General features: G+C 59.3%; 11 protein-coding genes. 9 read left to right on the plus strand and 2 right to left on the minus strand.

Features of this window, described 5'->3' with window-relative positions:
- Positions 1-6: 6 nt before the first annotated feature.
- A complete protein-coding gene (locus HYE77_RS02995) occupies positions 7-900 on the minus strand; it encodes a TauD/TfdA family dioxygenase (protein ID WP_177068385.1) in 894 nt (297 codons plus the stop codon).
- Positions 901-1,198: 298 nt separating this feature from the next.
- On the opposite strand from HYE77_RS02995, the gene HYE77_RS03000 reads away from it, so the two are divergent.
- The 5 genes from HYE77_RS03000 to HYE77_RS03020 all read left to right on the plus strand — a co-directional run bounded on the left by HYE77_RS03000 (position 1,199) and on the right by HYE77_RS03020 (position 7,927).
- Positions 1,199-1,909 (plus strand): GntR family transcriptional regulator, encoded by a 711-nt coding sequence (locus HYE77_RS03000; protein WP_134325512.1) that lies wholly within the window; start codon positions 1,199-1,201, stop codon positions 1,907-1,909.
- A 452-nt stretch (positions 1,910-2,361) separates the two neighbouring features.
- A complete protein-coding gene (locus tag HYE77_RS03005) occupies positions 2,362-3,126 on the plus strand; it encodes a DUF3050 domain-containing protein (RefSeq protein WP_177020634.1) in 765 nt (254 codons plus the stop codon).
- The gene (locus HYE77_RS03010; RefSeq protein ID WP_177068386.1) at positions 3,123-4,070 is read left to right on the plus strand and encodes a diiron oxygenase; all 948 of its coding nucleotides are present in this window, start codon (positions 3,123-3,125) and stop codon (positions 4,068-4,070) included. The genes HYE77_RS03005 and HYE77_RS03010 overlap by 4 nt, the downstream gene beginning before the upstream one ends.
- Positions 4,067-7,450: an amino acid adenylation domain-containing protein gene (locus HYE77_RS03015; protein WP_177068387.1), complete on the plus strand. Its 3,384-nt coding sequence runs from the start codon at positions 4,067-4,069 to the stop codon at positions 7,448-7,450. Before HYE77_RS03010 ends, HYE77_RS03015 begins: the two co-directional genes overlap by 4 nt.
- Positions 7,451-7,477: 27 nt before the next feature.
- Positions 7,478-7,927 carry an SRPBCC family protein gene (locus HYE77_RS03020; protein ID WP_177068388.1) on the plus strand — a complete coding sequence of 150 codons (450 nt, stop codon included), beginning with the start codon at positions 7,478-7,480 and terminating at the stop codon, positions 7,925-7,927.
- A 42-nt stretch (positions 7,928-7,969) separates the two neighbouring features.
- On the opposite strand, the gene HYE77_RS03025 is transcribed toward HYE77_RS03020, so the two are convergent.
- On the minus strand, positions 7,970-9,850 hold the full coding sequence (locus tag HYE77_RS03025) for a methyl-accepting chemotaxis protein (protein WP_003218243.1): 1,881 nt from the start codon (positions 9,848-9,850) through the stop codon (positions 7,970-7,972).
- A gap of 279 nt (positions 9,851-10,129) precedes the next feature.
- On the opposite strand from HYE77_RS03025, the gene HYE77_RS03030 reads away from it, so the two are divergent.
- The 4 genes from HYE77_RS03030 (at position 10,130) to HYE77_RS03045 (ending at position 15,455) form a co-directional block, all read left to right on the plus strand.
- The gene (locus tag HYE77_RS03030) at positions 10,130-10,630 is read left to right on the plus strand and encodes a sigma-70 family RNA polymerase sigma factor (RefSeq protein ID WP_008433614.1); all 501 of its coding nucleotides are present in this window, start codon (positions 10,130-10,132) and stop codon (positions 10,628-10,630) included.
- On the plus strand, positions 10,627-11,610 hold the full coding sequence (locus tag HYE77_RS03035) for a FecR domain-containing protein (RefSeq protein ID WP_003218246.1): 984 nt from the start codon (positions 10,627-10,629) through the stop codon (positions 11,608-11,610). The genes HYE77_RS03030 and HYE77_RS03035 overlap by 4 nt, the downstream gene beginning before the upstream one ends.
- Positions 11,611-11,715: 105 nt before the next feature.
- On the plus strand, positions 11,716-14,208 hold the full coding sequence (locus tag HYE77_RS03040) for a TonB-dependent siderophore receptor (protein ID WP_102367847.1): 2,493 nt from the start codon (positions 11,716-11,718) through the stop codon (positions 14,206-14,208).
- Positions 14,209-14,279: 71 nt separating this feature from the next.
- Positions 14,280-15,455, plus strand: coding sequence for a PepSY domain-containing protein (locus HYE77_RS03045; protein WP_177022646.1), 1,176 nt, complete (start codon positions 14,280-14,282; stop codon positions 15,453-15,455).
- Positions 15,456-15,552: the final 97 nt, after the last annotated feature.

Genomic DNA, 15,552 nt, shown 5'->3' on the forward strand with positions numbered 1-15,552 from the left:
TCCGGGTCAGAAAGGCGCGTCGCCCTGGATGGTGGTGCGGTACAACTTGCGCCGCAGGTGGCTGGGGCAGCCGGCCGCCAGGTGGATCAGCGAGCGGTTGTCCCAGAACACCATGTCGTGGGGCTGCCACTGATGGCGGTAGATGCTTTCCGGCAGCACGCTGTGGGCGTACAGCTGGGCCAGCAGGTCGCGGCTTTCATCCTCAGGCAGGCCGACGATACGGGTGGTGAAGCCCTCGCTGACGAACAGCGCCTTGCGGCCGTTTTCCGGGTGGGTGCGCACAATCGGGTGTACCACTTGCGCCACTTGAGCGAGTTGCTCGGGCGTGAGGGTCGGGCGCCAATTGCCTTCGAATTTGGTTTCGCTGTAGCGTGCGGTGTAGGAGTGCGCGGCGCTGCGGCCTTCAACGGCCTTGCGCAGGGACTCGGGCAGGTTGTCCCAGGCTTTATGCATGTCGGCGAACAACGTGTCGCCACCCTCGGACGGCAGCTCCTGGGCATGGAGCATCGAGCCCAGGCTCGGCAGCTCCTTATAGGAGAGGTCCGAGTGCCAGAACTTGCCCGCGTCTCCCAGGCCGATGGATTGGCCGTTTTCGATGATGTTGGAGACGATCAGGATTTCCGGGTGGTTGGCCAGCAGGAATTGTTTGAGCACATGGATTTGCAGCACGCCGAAACGGCGGCTGAAGGCGATCTGTTGCTCGGGGGTGATACGTTGGTCGCGGAAGACCACGACGTGATGGTCCAGATGCGCGCGGTGAATGCGTGCGAAGTCCTGGTCGCTGATCGGGCGGGCCAGGTCCAGGCCTATGATTTCGGCGCCGACGCTGCCGGGAAATGGACGGATCTCGAAGGTTTGTGTGGTGTCGGTCGCTGTTGGAACAGTAGAGGTGGCAGACATGAGTTCACTCCCGTGCAGTCAGGAGAGTGACTTTATAGTCATAAGAACCGCATTTTAAATACCGTTAGTGAATATCGATATGCAGCAATACCGCTGTTGGCCCGACTCCCGGGAATAAAATGTGCACGACGGACCTTTAGCCTGTAAGACCTGACAAATGGGAGCTGTGGGCCCGAAGAACACGCTGTTGAGTCGCTTACAAGCCGAAACCTTGCCCGTTTGACAAGCTTGTGGACAATCTCTAGTGTGCATTGGATCCAATTAGCCACCTCACCTTGAAAAGGAGGATAGCGTAGTCGTGACGCAGAAGCCGAACCCTTTGAGCAGCATCCAGATCAGCGGGCCTATCCCCGCCCATCTCGCCCGCTCCGTGATTGAAGAAACATTGCGCAACGCCATCCTGGATGGCCGCTTGCCCTGTGGCACCGCCATGCGTCAACAGGAGCTGGCCAGCTTGTTCGGGGTCAGCCGGATGCCGGTGCGCGAGGCATTGCGTCAACTGGAAGCCCAATCGCTGCTGCATGTGGTCACCCACAAAGGCGCGGTGGTGGCGCCACTGATCGAGGACCACTCGGCAGAAACCTACGCCCTGCGCATACTCCTCGAATCCGAAGCGCTGCGCTTGTCGATTCCCCTGCTCACGCCCGATGACATCGCCCAGGCTGGCGCCTTTATCGACGCGCTGGAACGGGAAAGCGACTACACCGAAATCGGCCGCCTCAACCGCCTGTTCCACATGGCGCTGTATGGCAAGGCGGGCAATCAGCGGTTGCTCAAGCTGGTTGAACACGGCTTGAACGAAGAGGAACGTTTCCTGCGCTTCAACCTCGAGGCCATGGGCCTGGGCAAGACGTCCCAGGAAGATCACCGCGAACTGCTCGACCTCGTGGCGCAAAAGAAGGTCGACGAAAGCATCCTGACCCTGCGTAACCACCTTACCCGCGGCATGGAGGTGATTACGGGTTACCTCAAAAGTCTTGAAGAGACTGAACAGAACGCTGCGCTGTAAATTCCGCGTGGAACTGAAACGCCTCCCTCGACCACAAAGCGCTGCAAAGTGACGCTGGCCGACGGAGGCCAGTGCACCACCATTACTCCCGTTAAACCATTAAGCCCAAAGAAAACTTCACACACTCCGCAGAGCGATCCAACTACCGCAATATTCCAACTCGAAAAACTTATAAAACTAAAAACACCTGAATACTTAATCAGATTATTACCAACACTCCAATTCTCCCAATCGACAGCGTGAATCCATGCTCGGTGCGTCACTGCGCGTGGCGTTCCTTTAAATAAAGCCTTGGTATTTTGTCACAGCATGCTGCTTGCCAGTAACAGTGTCAGCCTCGTACAGGGCTGCCTGTTATCAAGGCACCCGCGCATCCGTGAAAACCAATGTTTATTTGTCGCTAAAGCACAACGCTTTTATCAGGGAAGAGACAACGACTTATAGGCATCAACATGTTCCAGCACTCACACCTGCTTAAACAAAAAAAGCAGAAGTTACATATCCATCCAATATTCAAACAAATAAATGCTCTTCCAAAGTTGCAGTACTTTATGGAAAACCACGTATTCGCCGTGTGGGACTTCATGACACTCACCAAACGCCTGCAACATGACCTCACCGGTATGCGCCTGCCCTGGTTACCGCCAACGGACCCGCAAGCGGCTCGCCTGATCAATGAGATCGTATTGGGCGAAGAGTCGGACGCGTATCCCGGCCATGGGCACGGCAGCCACTTCGAGTTGTACCTGGAAGCCATGCGTGAAGTCGGCGCGAGCACGGCGAACATCGAGCGGTTCGTCAGCCTACAGCGTGACGGCAACGATGCAGAAACGGCCCTGCAAAAAATCGATATCCACCCGTCCGTGGCCCGGTTCGTCAGAAGTACCCTGCAGGTTGCCCTGGACGCACCGACGCACTGCGTGGCGGCTGCCTTTCTCCACGGGCGCGAGAGCGTCATCCCGGCGATGTTCAAGCGCATCCTGGAGGAGTGCGAGGTGCTCCATCGCCAGGCGCCCACCTTCTGCTACTACCTCAAGCGCCACATGGAGATCGACGCCCAGGAGCATGGCCCGGCGGCAACGCAATTGCTGCAACGCCTTACCCTCGGCGACCCAAGCCGCGAGCAGCAAGCCGACAGTTGCGCCCTCGGCGCCGTGGAAAGCCGCCTGGCCTTATGGGATGGGTTGCATAGGTGCCTGCCGGAGATGAGCGCATGAACCCTGCCGACTACCGCTCATTTGCCGACGACTGGGAGCGCCGCGCGACCATCCGCACACGCCCGCGGCGGCGGCTGGAAAACGATCAGAAACTGATCTACCCCCTGAGCCGACAGCCCCTGGTGCTGAGCGCAACCTTTATCGACCGATGCCCGCAGTGCCGTGATTTTGTCTTGCTGCAGACGTTCTACAAGTTCATCAACGACGTGGTGATCTTTGAAACCGAGATCGTCGACAAGACCGCACGCAGCATCGCCAAGAATCGCTTTTCGGTGCCCTTCCCGCTTGCCTGTCGCTACGACGCCATGACCGTGGTGGTGGACGAGGATTACCACGCCCTCGTCGCCCTCGATTTCATGCAACAGACCATCGAGATGACCGGGATCCCACCCCTTGAACTACCCGCGCAAATCGAGCTGAGCCGCGCCTTGCCTGCCGCACTGGCGCTGGCGCCCGAACACCTGCGCGATGCCGTGGAACTGATTGCCGTGGCCATCGCCGAGAACACCGTGACCCATGACGTGGCAGCGTTTTCCAAGGACGACAGTGTCAAGCAATCCATCCGTGGGTTGATGGCCGACCACTTGTTTGACGAGGGCCGCCACGCGCTTTTCTGGACGCGCCTGGTGCGTATTTATTGGCAGTCTGCAGACGCCGCGGACCGCGACTGTATCGCCCGGATCCTGCCGGTTTTTCTCCAGCATTACCTGACCCACGACCTGCAGAAAAACTTCGACCTGCACTTGATCGAGCACCTGGATGTCAGTGACGGCACGCGCTCTGCGCTGCGCATTGAAGTGCAGGCGATGGGCTTTCCCATTACCCGCCAGCACCCGTTGATCGGCAATATCATGGGCTTCCTGAACCACAGCGGCCTGCTGCAAACGCCGAGTGTGGTTGGGGCGCTGGATGCCTTTCTTGCGGCGCCAGGAGGGCACCCATGAGGCACCTGAAGATTGGGCTGGCGGGCTTCAGCGCGGCGCTGAATGAACTGGGTGAGACATTGGCGCAATACGGTCATGGGGTGGTGCGAGCACAGGATGTCACCCACCTAGTAGACCTGCTGATTGATGACGGTAGCGAGGAGGTTCCGCCCGGCGTGACGTGCACAGCCTTGATGAGCCTGCGCGTGGGTATGGGAGCGTTGACCGACTGTGGATTGCCGGCCCTGCAGTTCAGGTGTTACGCCCACTCACGGCGACTCCTGACAACCCTGGAGGTTGCCGGAGAAGCCTGTGGCAATGGTCAACGGCTGCGTCAACACGCAGTAAGCAGCCTGGTGGAGTGGGTAGCCCAACAGGTGAGTGGGTTCTCCCGGGACCCGGGCTATTTCTCGCAGGCGGCCGTCGCCTCTGATGATCCGGAACACGGCCTGCAAGCGCTCGCATCCCTGGCGTACCTGCATCGTTTTAACCTGACGGCCGATTTGGTTCTGCTGCAGCAAGCCCAGGTACCCCTGATCGAACGATTGGAAAACAGTCTGCAAACCTTCGCCGACCGGCTGGCGTTGAACATTGCCGGCAGCGGGCTGACTTACCGACAGTTGCATCGCCAGAGCCTGGCTATCCAGCGCCGTCTGCGACTTCTGCTTGGGCCCCACGACACACCGCCGGTAATCGGCGTTTGCCTGGGCAAATCCCTGGAGCTGTACGCCAGCATTCTCGCGGTACTCGCCTGCGGTGCGGTGTACCTGCCCCTGGAGCCGGGCCACCCGCTGCAACGCCAGCGAGCGATGCTGGAAAACGCCGGCGTCTCGGTGCTGCTGGATGATGGCAAGCATCCACTGCGGGACGGGTTTTGTGCATTGGATGTAAGTGCCGTCGACACTCCCGACACCTCGCTGCCAATGCCCCAGCGCCCCGCCATGGACGACCCTTGCATGGTGCTCCACACCTCGGGCACTACCGGCCACCCCAAGGGCGTGCTGCTCAGCCAGCACAACCTGGCCCATTTCAGCGCCTGGTTCGGGGGTCATGTGCAGCTGAGCGAACACAGCCGGGTCTTGCAGTTTTCGCCCTTGAGTTTTGACTCGTCCCTGATCGATATCTTCCCGAGCCTGATCGCGGGCGCCGAGCTGATCGTGCCCAGTGAGGACCAGCGACGCGACCCGCAGCAACTGGTGGAGTTGATCCGACAACAGCGCGTCACCCACGCCTTCCTGCCGCCGGCGCTGCTGAGCATCCTGCCGCTGGATCAACCCCTGGGCCTGGCGCACCTGATGACCGGAGGCGACGTGTGCGAGCCCTATGTCATCGAGCAGTTGGCAGGCCAGTGTCGCCTGCACAATTTCTACGGGCCCACCGAAGCCACCGTGCTGGTGACCAGCCACACGTTGCAGCCGGGCGACAGCAATCGCAACCTCGGCACGCCCATCGCCAACAGCCAGGTACTGATCCTCGACGAGCACCTGCAACCGGTGGATGAGCAGGTGTTGGGCGAACTGTACATCGTCGGTCCCGGCGTCAGCCTGGGTTACCTCAACCAGCCGCGTCAGACCGCCGAGCATTTCGTCCCCCTGGAGTTGCCCGACGGCCAGACCTTGCGGGCCTACCGCACAGGCGACCTGGCGAAGTGGACCGCTGCCGGCATCGAGTTGGTCGGGCGCCGGGATCAGCAGGTGAAGATCCGTGGGTTCCGGGTCGAACCGCAAGAGATCGAACATTGCCTGCGCAGCAGTCAGCTGTTTCGCCAAGTGGCGGTGGTGATTGACCGTGAGCGGCGAATCCTGGCTTTTGTTGCTCAGCCCGAAACACAAGACGCCCTGCCTGCACTGACGCAGCATGCCCGGCAAACACTGCCGGACTATTTGCGGCCAACCCTGTGCACGGAACTTGCGAGCATGCCGTGCACCCCCAACGGAAAGGTCGACCGCCAGGCATTGCTGGCGTTACCGACTCCAACGCTGCCGGCCATCATTCACGGCGAACCGCACACGCCCATGCAAGTGCAGTTGCTCAACCTGTGGAGCGAGTTGCTGGGCATGCCGGTCACGCAGCTGTCGGCCGACGAGAGCTTCTTCAATCTTGGCGGCCATTCCATCCTGCTGTCGACGATGCTGCTGCGTATCCGCGAGCAGTTCGGGCGCAGCCTATCCCTAAGTCGGTTTTTTGAAACCCCCACGGTTCGTACCCTCGCTACGCTGATGGGGGACGACGCACCACCCGAAGCACCGACCGGCCAGGCTACCCGGGATGCGCTGCGTGAGCTGCATGTGCAGACATTGCCGGCTGAACAGGCGGGCGAACGTCGCCGGGTGATCGTGACCGGGGCCAACAGTTTTCTCGGGGTGCATATCGTCGAGGCACTGTTGGCCGAGGGTGCACTTGAAGTGGCGTGCCTGGTGCGCGAACGGCCCGGACATTCGGCGACCGCGAGGTTTGCCGAGGCCCTGCGAGAGTACCGTCTGGAACACCTGGACCTGAGCCGGGTGCAGGTGTATGCCGCCGACATCAGCCAGCCGCGTCTTGGCCTGTCGAGTGAGGTGTATGACTACCTCGCCGGGGAGTTCGGCGTGTTGGTGCACAACGCCGCCCACGTCAATCATGTGATGGATTACGCCACCCTGGCCAAGGACAACGTCGAACCGGTGCTGGAATGCCTGCGCCTGTGTGAAACCCGGTGCAAGAAGGTCTTCAATTTTATCTCGACGCTGTCGGCCGCCAGCACTATCGACGCACATGGCCAGGTACTCGAAAACCCCGCCGCGGCCACCCCGCCGCTCTACATCCAGAATGGCTACAACCTGTCCAAATGGGTTGCCGAACGCTTGCTGGGACGCGCCGCAGCGCAAGGTGCCTGGGTCAATATCCATCGCCCGGGGAACATCAGCTTCAACAGCCGCAGCGGAGTCTGCGAGCCACAGAAGAATCGCCTGATGTTGATGCTCAAAGGTTCACTCCAACTGGGACTGGTGCCGCACCTTGAGTTGAATTTCGACCTGATGCCGGTGGACTTTCTCGCCCGGTTTATTGCGTTCCACAGCAGCCGCTGCCGTGCTGGAGGGACGGTGTTCAACCTGCATAACCCGCAGCCCCTGAGCTGGGAAACCTACGTCGACGCCTTTCGCCAGGCAGGCCACGCATTCGAGCTGGTGAGCGTGGCTCACTGGCAACGTCACCTGCACACAGTGGACAGCCGCAATGCGCTGTTCGGCGTACTGGGCTTCTACCTCAACGGGGTGGGCGAGGACATCGGCGATACCTCGATGATCCGCCATGACAACGCACGACGCGGCGTCGAGCAGATGGGCGGACGCTACCCCGAAAAAAATCCGGCGCTGTTACGCAAGGGCTGCGAGTACCTGCGCAGCACCGGTTTCCTGTGACCAGGCTCTCAATTGAAGGAAGACCTTATGAAACCCGATACGTTGATTCGCAACCCTTGCGGCAAACCTGTGGTGTCCTCAGTTGTGGTTGCCTGTGATGCCGCCCGTGCGTGGGCGGTGGTCGGTGACTTTGGCGGATTTGATCGATTCATCCCCGCCTTGTCCCACATCGAAATCACTGGTGCGGGCGCGGGATCGCTGCGCAAGAAGTTCTTCCACGATGGAAATCTGGTAGTGGAGCAACTCAACAGCCGCGACGAGCAGGCCATGCGCATGACCTGGACCACGATCTACAACACCTTGGGCGTAGCACGGTTGTGGGCCGCCATGGATGTCGAACCGTTGGGAGCAGGATCCTCACGGGTGACCTGGACGATCATCGCCGAGCCGGTTGAACCTGGCGTGGAGGGATTTGAGCCGTTTGTGCAGGCATTCGCCGACGGTGCGCTGGCGAATGTGCGAGCGATGTTTGGCTAAAGGAGACAGGAGCGAGCAGGCTCGCTCCTGTGTGTTCATCGATCAGATTTTGAAACTGTCGACCAACTGCTTCAGCCGGTTGGCCTGTTGAGACAAGGCGTCGCAATCCTTCAAGGTTTCGTTGAGGTTGGCCACGCCCTGCTGGTTCAGCAGGTTGATCTGGTTGATGTCGACGTTGAGAGTTTCCACCACGGCGGTCTGTTCCTCGGTGGCGGCCGCTACCGACTGGTTCATCCCGTCGATCTCGACGATCCGCTGCGTCACGCTGACCAGGCGCTCACCGGCCTGGTTGGCGACCTCGACGCTTTCTTCGCTGGAGGTCTGGCTGGCGTTCATCGTGGTCACGGCCTCACGCGAGCCAATCTGCAGCGAGGTGATCATTTTGTGGATCTCTTCTGCCGACTCCTGGGTGCGGTGCGCCAGGTTGCGTACTTCATCCGCCACCACGGCAAACCCACGACCGGCCTCACCGGCACGTGCAGCTTCAATCGCGGCGTTGAGGGCCAACAGGTTGGTTTGCTGGGAGATGCCTTTGATCACGTCCAGGATGTGGCCGATGTTGTCGGTGCTGGCGTTCAGGGTTTCAATCTGCGTGCAGGACAGGCTGATTTTTTGCGAAAGCTCCGACATCGCCAGGATGGTTTTCTCAACCACCTTGCGCCCATCATCGGCCTGCTCACTGGCACCGCTGGCGTGTTGCGAAGCATCAGCGGCGTTGCGCGCGATTTCCTGCGTGGCGGCCCCCAGTTCGTTGATCGCTGCGGCCACGCTGTTGGTGCGCGCGCTTTGTTCGTCGGAACCGATGATCGACGCGTTGGACGAGGCCATTACTCGCTGGGACAGGTCGTGCACCTGGCGCGTCGCCGAGGAAACTTCGGAAATTGACGCGTGAATACGCTCGACGAATTGGTTGAAGGCACTGCCCAAGTCACCGAACTCGTCCTTGCTTTCCACTGTCAGGCGGCGGGTCAGGTCACCCTCGCCCTGGGCGATGTCCTGCATGGCGCGGCCCATGGTGGTCAGCGGGCGCATCAAGACCTGGATCAGGACGCTCAGGAACACGGCAATGGCGGCAACCGCAATGAACATGGCGATCAATGCCGAGGTGCGGAACTTACCCAGCGGTGCGTAGGCTTTGTCTTTGTCGATCGACAGGCCGATGTACCAGTCGGCATTCGGCAACCCGCTGATCGGGGTGAAGGACAAAATCCGTTCCTGGCCATTCAAGACCACTTCCTGGCTGAGCTTCTCGATGCGCACGTTGGTGCCGGGATAGATGTCCTTGAGGTTCTTCATCACCTGGTCCTGGTCCGGGCTGACGATCACCTGACCATCACCGCTGACCAGGAATGCATGGCCGATGCCGCCGAAATCCACCGAGTTGATGATCTTCACCAGGGTTTGCAGGCTCAGGTCACCGCCGACCACGCCAAGCAGTTCGCCATTCTTTTTCACCGGCATCGCGATGGTCACGATCAGCCCGCCTACCGCAGCCATGTAGGGCGGTGTAAGCATGGTCTTGTCGGCTGCGACAGCTTGCTTGTACCAGGGACGCTGACGCGGATCGTAGCCGTCGGGCATTTTGGCGTCGGGACGCTGGGTGAACACGCCGTTGGTGGAACCGACGTAGGTGAACTGGAAGTTGGAGGTAAATGCCGACTGGTCGACCAACCCCGGAAGATCGGCAGAGCTGCCTTGATGGGCCACGTTTTGCGCGAGGCTTTCCAGTACCAGCACCCGCCCGCTGAGCCAATTCTGCACGCTGCTGGCGGTGAGTTCACCGGATTGCTGAATGGACGACTCCAGGTTTTGCCGGATGGTATTGCGCTGCAAGTAGTCGTTGTAGAACGTGAATAACGCGAAGGCCAGAACCACTACGCCTGACGCGGCCAACAGAATTTTATGACTGAACTTGAGATTCATTTCATTGACTTCTTTTTGCCAAAAGGGGGTGAGCGTGCCGGATGCAACATTCCATGTAACGGTATAGGCAGACTCTGCGACTGCTCTATTTCGGTGCACGCATGGCTCGTCAGGCTTTCGGCCAAGGCAGGATAAATCTTAGGAATTTGTGAGAAGCATCTGCTTTTAATGTCAGAAACCGACCAGTGGTAGCGCTCTAACGTCAGGAGTTGCAAAATTTTTCAGGCTTGTCGACAATGCGACTAATTATCATTTGTGACGCTTTGCCAGGCCGTGTGAATGCCCTCATCCGAGTACGCAGTACAGACGCTTTACAGCAACCATCATGGCTGGCTGAACACTTGGCTGCGCAGCCGTCTGGGTAACGCAGCGGATGCGGCGGACCTGGCCCAGGACACGTTCGTGCGGCTGCTGCAAAAAACCGAACGTTTCGAACTCAAGGCCCCTCGCGCTTTCCTGCGCACTATCGCGCGGGGCCTGGTGATCGATCATTGGCGTCGCGAAGAAATCGAGCGCGCCTACCTGGAGTCCATCGCGCATTTGCCCGAAGCCTTGGCGCCGAGTGCTGAAGAACGTGCGTTGATTCTGGAATTGCTGGAGTCCATCGCCCGGCTTCTGGACGGACTCAAGCCCAAGGTACGCAAGGCGTTTCTACTGGCTCAATGCGACGGCCTGACTTACAAGCAGATTGCGCAGCAGATGGGTGTATCACTGCGTTCGGTGGAGCGCTATGTCGCCGAGGCGCTTTATCACTGTTATGTGCTGCGGTATGAGGCATGACCTCGATGGATAACACCGCGCGCGCAGGAATCGACCCGCAGGTGGTCAAGCAGGCCATCAGCTGGATGCTGCGTCTGCGTAACAATCGCGCCAATGTCCGCCTGAAGGCGCAGTGCGAGCACTGGCGCGAGGCTCATCATGAACACGAGTTGGCCTGGCAACGCGTGCAGGCACTGCAGCATGAATTAAGCAGCCAGTTGGCGGCGATTCCCGGGGCCCATGTGGCGCTGGAGAACAGTGCCCAGCGCCTTGGGCGCCGGCAGGCATTGAAGGTATTGTCCGGCGTGCTGTTGATGGGTTCGGCGGCCTGGGTCAGCCGAGACCTCACCGGCTGGCAGCGTTGGACCTCTGACCTGGCTACCACCACTGGCGAACGCCGTAGCGTGCAACTACCGGATGGCACGCGCCTGCAGCTCAATACCGATAGCGCAGTGGACCTCGACTTCAACCCGCAACAACGCTTGATCACATTGGTGCGTGGGGAAATCCTGGTGACCTGCGGCGCCGCGGCGACCGCCCCCCTGCTGGTTCGCACCCGCCATGGTTTGTTCGAAGGAATAGACGGGCGATTTGTGGTGCGCCAGGACAGCGATTGCACACGTCTGAGCGTCGCGTCAGGCAATGTGGCGATTCATTCACCGCATACCGCCGACGGGCTTTTCACTCAAGTGCATGCAGGAGAAAGCTACCTGGTGCGTCAGAATGCGGCCGCTCTGGCGCCGCCTTCGGATATGGATACAGGGGCCTGGGCCGACGGATTGATCGTCACCCGCAACATGCGTCTTGCCGATTTCCTGGCGGAGGTGGGGCGCTATCGCCATGGTTATCTGGGCTGCTCGAGCGATATCGCAGATTTGCGCTTGTCTGGTGTTTTTCGCCTGGAGGACACCGAGAAACTATTGGCGATCCTTCCGCAGACGCTGCCTGTGCGCCTGCGCTATCGCACCCGCTGGTGGGTGAGCCTGGAGCGTCAGGCCTGATTATTTTTGGCGTGCCTGATTTATTTTTGGCGGCTTTTTTCCGTGAGTCCGGCTTAGACAGTAAGCAATTCAATCTGCCTTCAGCGACCTCTACGGATCTCGATAATGACTGTGCGTTTTTTCAGCAACTCTCCCTCTTCCTACCCTTTGCTCGGCAAAGCCGTACGCGCAGCATTGCTGTCGACCACGATGAGCATCGGCTTGCTGCCAGTGGCCGGTGTCGCGGCTGATAGCGGGGTCGAACGTATCAGCCAGCGCTATGACATCCCGGCAGGCGCGCTGAGCGATGTGCTCAATCAGTTTGCCCGTCAGGCAGGCATCACCCTTTCCAGCACGCCTGCGCAGACTCAGGGCCGACAGTCTCCCGGGCTGCACGGGGAGTACTCGGCCGAACAGGGCCTGAGCCAATTGCTCAACGGCTCAGGCTTGCAGGCGCAGGCGCAGGACGACGTGAGTTTCGTGTTGCAGGTCCAGCCCGAGAGCGAGGCGCTGACCTTGCCGACCACCGACATCAAAGGCTTCGCCCTGGGTAATGCCCTGGGCAGCATGGAAGGCTACAACGCGACCCACAGCCAGATCGCCACCAAGACCAGTACCGCGCTGCTGGAAACGTCTCAGACGGTTTCAGTGGTGACCCGCGAGCAGATGGACGACCAAGGCTCGCAAACCGTTGCCCAGGCCATGCGTTACACCCCTGGCGTGCTGACCAACCCTTATGGCGCCACTCACCGCTATGACTATGTGGCGATGCGTGGTTTCAACGACGGTTCGGTGGATAACATCTACCTGGACGGTTTGAAATCCATGGGTGACAGCGGAACCTACAGCACCATGCAGGTGGACCCGTATTTCCTCGAGCGCGTAGATATCCTCAAAGGACCGTCATCGGTGCTCTACGGGCGCAGCTCGCCGGGTGGGCTGGTGGCGTTGACCAGCAAGAAGCCATTGTTTGAGCCATACCATCAGGTCCAGGCCACGATAGGTTCCCAAGGGCAGCGAGGCATGGGTTTCGACTTCAGCGGCCCGGTGGATGACGACAAGCGCATTGCTTACCGACTGACCGGGCTTGCAGACAAGTCCGACACGCAATTCGACCATGCCAAGGAAAAACGCTACGCGCTGGCACCCACCTTGAGCATCGACTTTACCGATGACACGTCCCTCACACTCCAGGCTTACCTGCAGCATGACCCCGACGGTGGCTACCACGGAGGCATGCCGGCAGATGGCGCGTTGCACCAGCGCAACGGCCAGCGGATCTCCAACCACTTCTTCGAAGGCGAGCCGGGCATTGATGGGTACAAGCGTGATCAACAGTCGTTCGGCTATCAGTTCGAGCATCGCTTCAATGATGTTTTCACGGCGCGGCAGAACTTTCGGTATCTGGACTCCAAGGTCCGGCTGGACCAGGTATATGCCTATGGCTGGACTACGCCCACCAGTAATGAGTTGAATCGCTATTACTCAGGCGGTGACGAAAAGCTGCATGCGTTCATCATCGACAACATGCTGCAGGCTGAATTTTTTACCGGCGCGACCAAGCATACGGTGTTGATGGGGGCGGACTATCAGCGACGCAAAACCGTCGTGGACTGGAGCAGCGGCTCTCTTGCGCCAATCAATGCGTTCAACCCGGTGTATGGCAATTCCGAGATCAGCTATTACAGCCCAACCAGTTATCTGCGCCGGCTCGAGCAGACCGGCGTTTACCTGCAAGACCTGATTGAGATGGACAAGTGGCGGTTCTCCCTCGGGCTGCGTCAGGACTGGGTTGAGACCTCCGATGAAAATCGCATTGCCGAAGCGGGACGACCGCTGGGCACAGAGATCAGTGATAAACGTACCAAACTGACCGGCCGGGCCGGAGCGCTCTACTTGTTTGATAACGGTCTCGCGCCCTACGTCAGCTATTCCGAATCCTTCAACCCGAACTCCTATTCGGATAGTGCCGGCAATCCCCTTGCACCTACCGACGGCACCCAGTGGGAAGTCGGCTTGAAGTATCAGCCGCCGGGTACCGACAATTTGTTCACGGCCTCGCTGTTCCGCATCGACCAGGAAAACCTGGCGACCAAACTGCCGCAGGAAAACTTCTATCGCGCGGTCGGCGCTGTGCGCTCCCAGGGCCTGGAGCTGGAGGCGCATATGCAGTTGACCGACCATCTCAAATTGTTGGGCAGCTATACCTTCACCGATATCGAGTATTCGAAGTCGATGGTCAGCACGCTGAGTACTGCGGACAACGTGATCGAGAACAAGGGGAACTCGCCGACGCAGGCGCCGCGTCATATGGCGTCGGTATGGGCAGACTACAAGTTCGATAGCGGCGCACTGGATGGCCTGCGACTCGGTGGTGGTGTTCGTTATGTCGGCTACAGCTGGGCAGATGCGGAGAACACCATGAAGGTGCCCGCCTACACGCTGTTTGACGCCTCGATGGGTTATGACCTTGGCAAGGTTGGACTGAAGGGTGTGGATGTACGCCTGAATGCCAACAACCTGACGAACGAGTCGTACGTGGCGTCGTGTGCCAGTTTGAACTTCTGCTACCTGGGTGAAGAGCGCAACGTCAGTGCGACGGTGAGCTACCAGTTCTAATCCCTCTCGATTCATACAAAGCCAGTTCCTGATTCCAGGCGCTGGCTTTGTCGTCTTTGCAGGAAATTTTTATGCGCGCATTGCTGGTTTTACTTCATCGCTACATCGGGTTGGCAACGGCGTTGTTTCTGATGATGGCGGGACTCACGGGCAGCCTTCTGGCGTTTAACCATGAGTTGGATGAATGGCTCAATCCCGGCTTTTATGGAGCAACGGCCAAAGGTTCGGCATTGCCGCCAGGTGAACTGGTGGACACGTTGCAGGGGCAGCATCCCAAACTGCAAGTCTGGTACATGGAGTATCCACAAGAGGCCGGTCATACCGCGATGCTGGCGGCAGTTGCGAGAAACGATCCGGCGACGGGCAAACCCTTTGAGGAGCCCAACCAGGTCTTTTACCTGGATCCGGTCAGCGGCGAAGAAATGGGCCGGCGTGTTTGGGGGGCTTGCTGCTTTCAGCGCGAGAACTTCATTCCGTTCATTCTGGAATTTCACTACAACCTGACACTGCCGGGTAATTGGGGTTTGTGGCTGATGGGACTGGTGGCGATCGCATGGGTGTTCGATTGTTTTATCGCGCTGTGGCTGACCCTGCCGAGAGGTAAACCGTTCTGGAAGAAGTGGTCCACGGCGTGGAAGATCAAGGGCGGCCACGCTTACCGGCTGAACTTCGACCTGCATCGTGCAGGCGGGTTATGGCTTTGGCTGTTGTTGCTGCCGATTGCAGTCAGCAGCGTCGCGATGAATTTGCCGAGCCAGGTGTTCAAGCCTGCTGTCTCGCTGTTCTCACCGGTTGAGCCTAGCGTCTATGAGGCCCGTGGCGGGTTACCCGCCGAGCAATTGGGCGTGACACAACTGAGTTATCAACAGGCCTATGAGCGGGCGCTGGAGGAAGGCAAGCGGCTGGGACTGACGGCGGCGATTGGAGAGCTTTACTACAGCTTTGAGTACAACTTTTATGGGGCGGGTTTTGGACAACATGATACCGAGGCCCATGGGAAATCCTGGTTGTTTTTCCACGGGACGGATGGGCGTTTACTGGGGCAGGAAATAGCAGGGCAAGGTACGTTGGGAGAGCGCTTTTATCGGCTGCAACTGCCGATCCATGGGGGCAGGATCATCGGGGTGGCGGGTCAGGTGCTGATTGCGCTGCTGGGAGCTGTGATCGCGATGTTGTCTGCTACCGGGATCTATATATGGTGGCGCAAGTTAATGGCCAGGCGAAGCAGTAAGGCACGCAAAGGGTGAGCCGGTTCTAGTTGTTTGCCCAGCCTTTAAACGACAAAACCCCTGTCTGCGCTAGCAGACAGGGGTTTCGGAATTCAATCTTGACGATGACCTACTC

Origin of the sequence: Pseudomonas sp. IPO3774 (assembly GCF_013386835.1) — a bacterium.
GTDB lineage: Bacteria > Pseudomonadota > Gammaproteobacteria > Pseudomonadales > Pseudomonadaceae > Aquipseudomonas.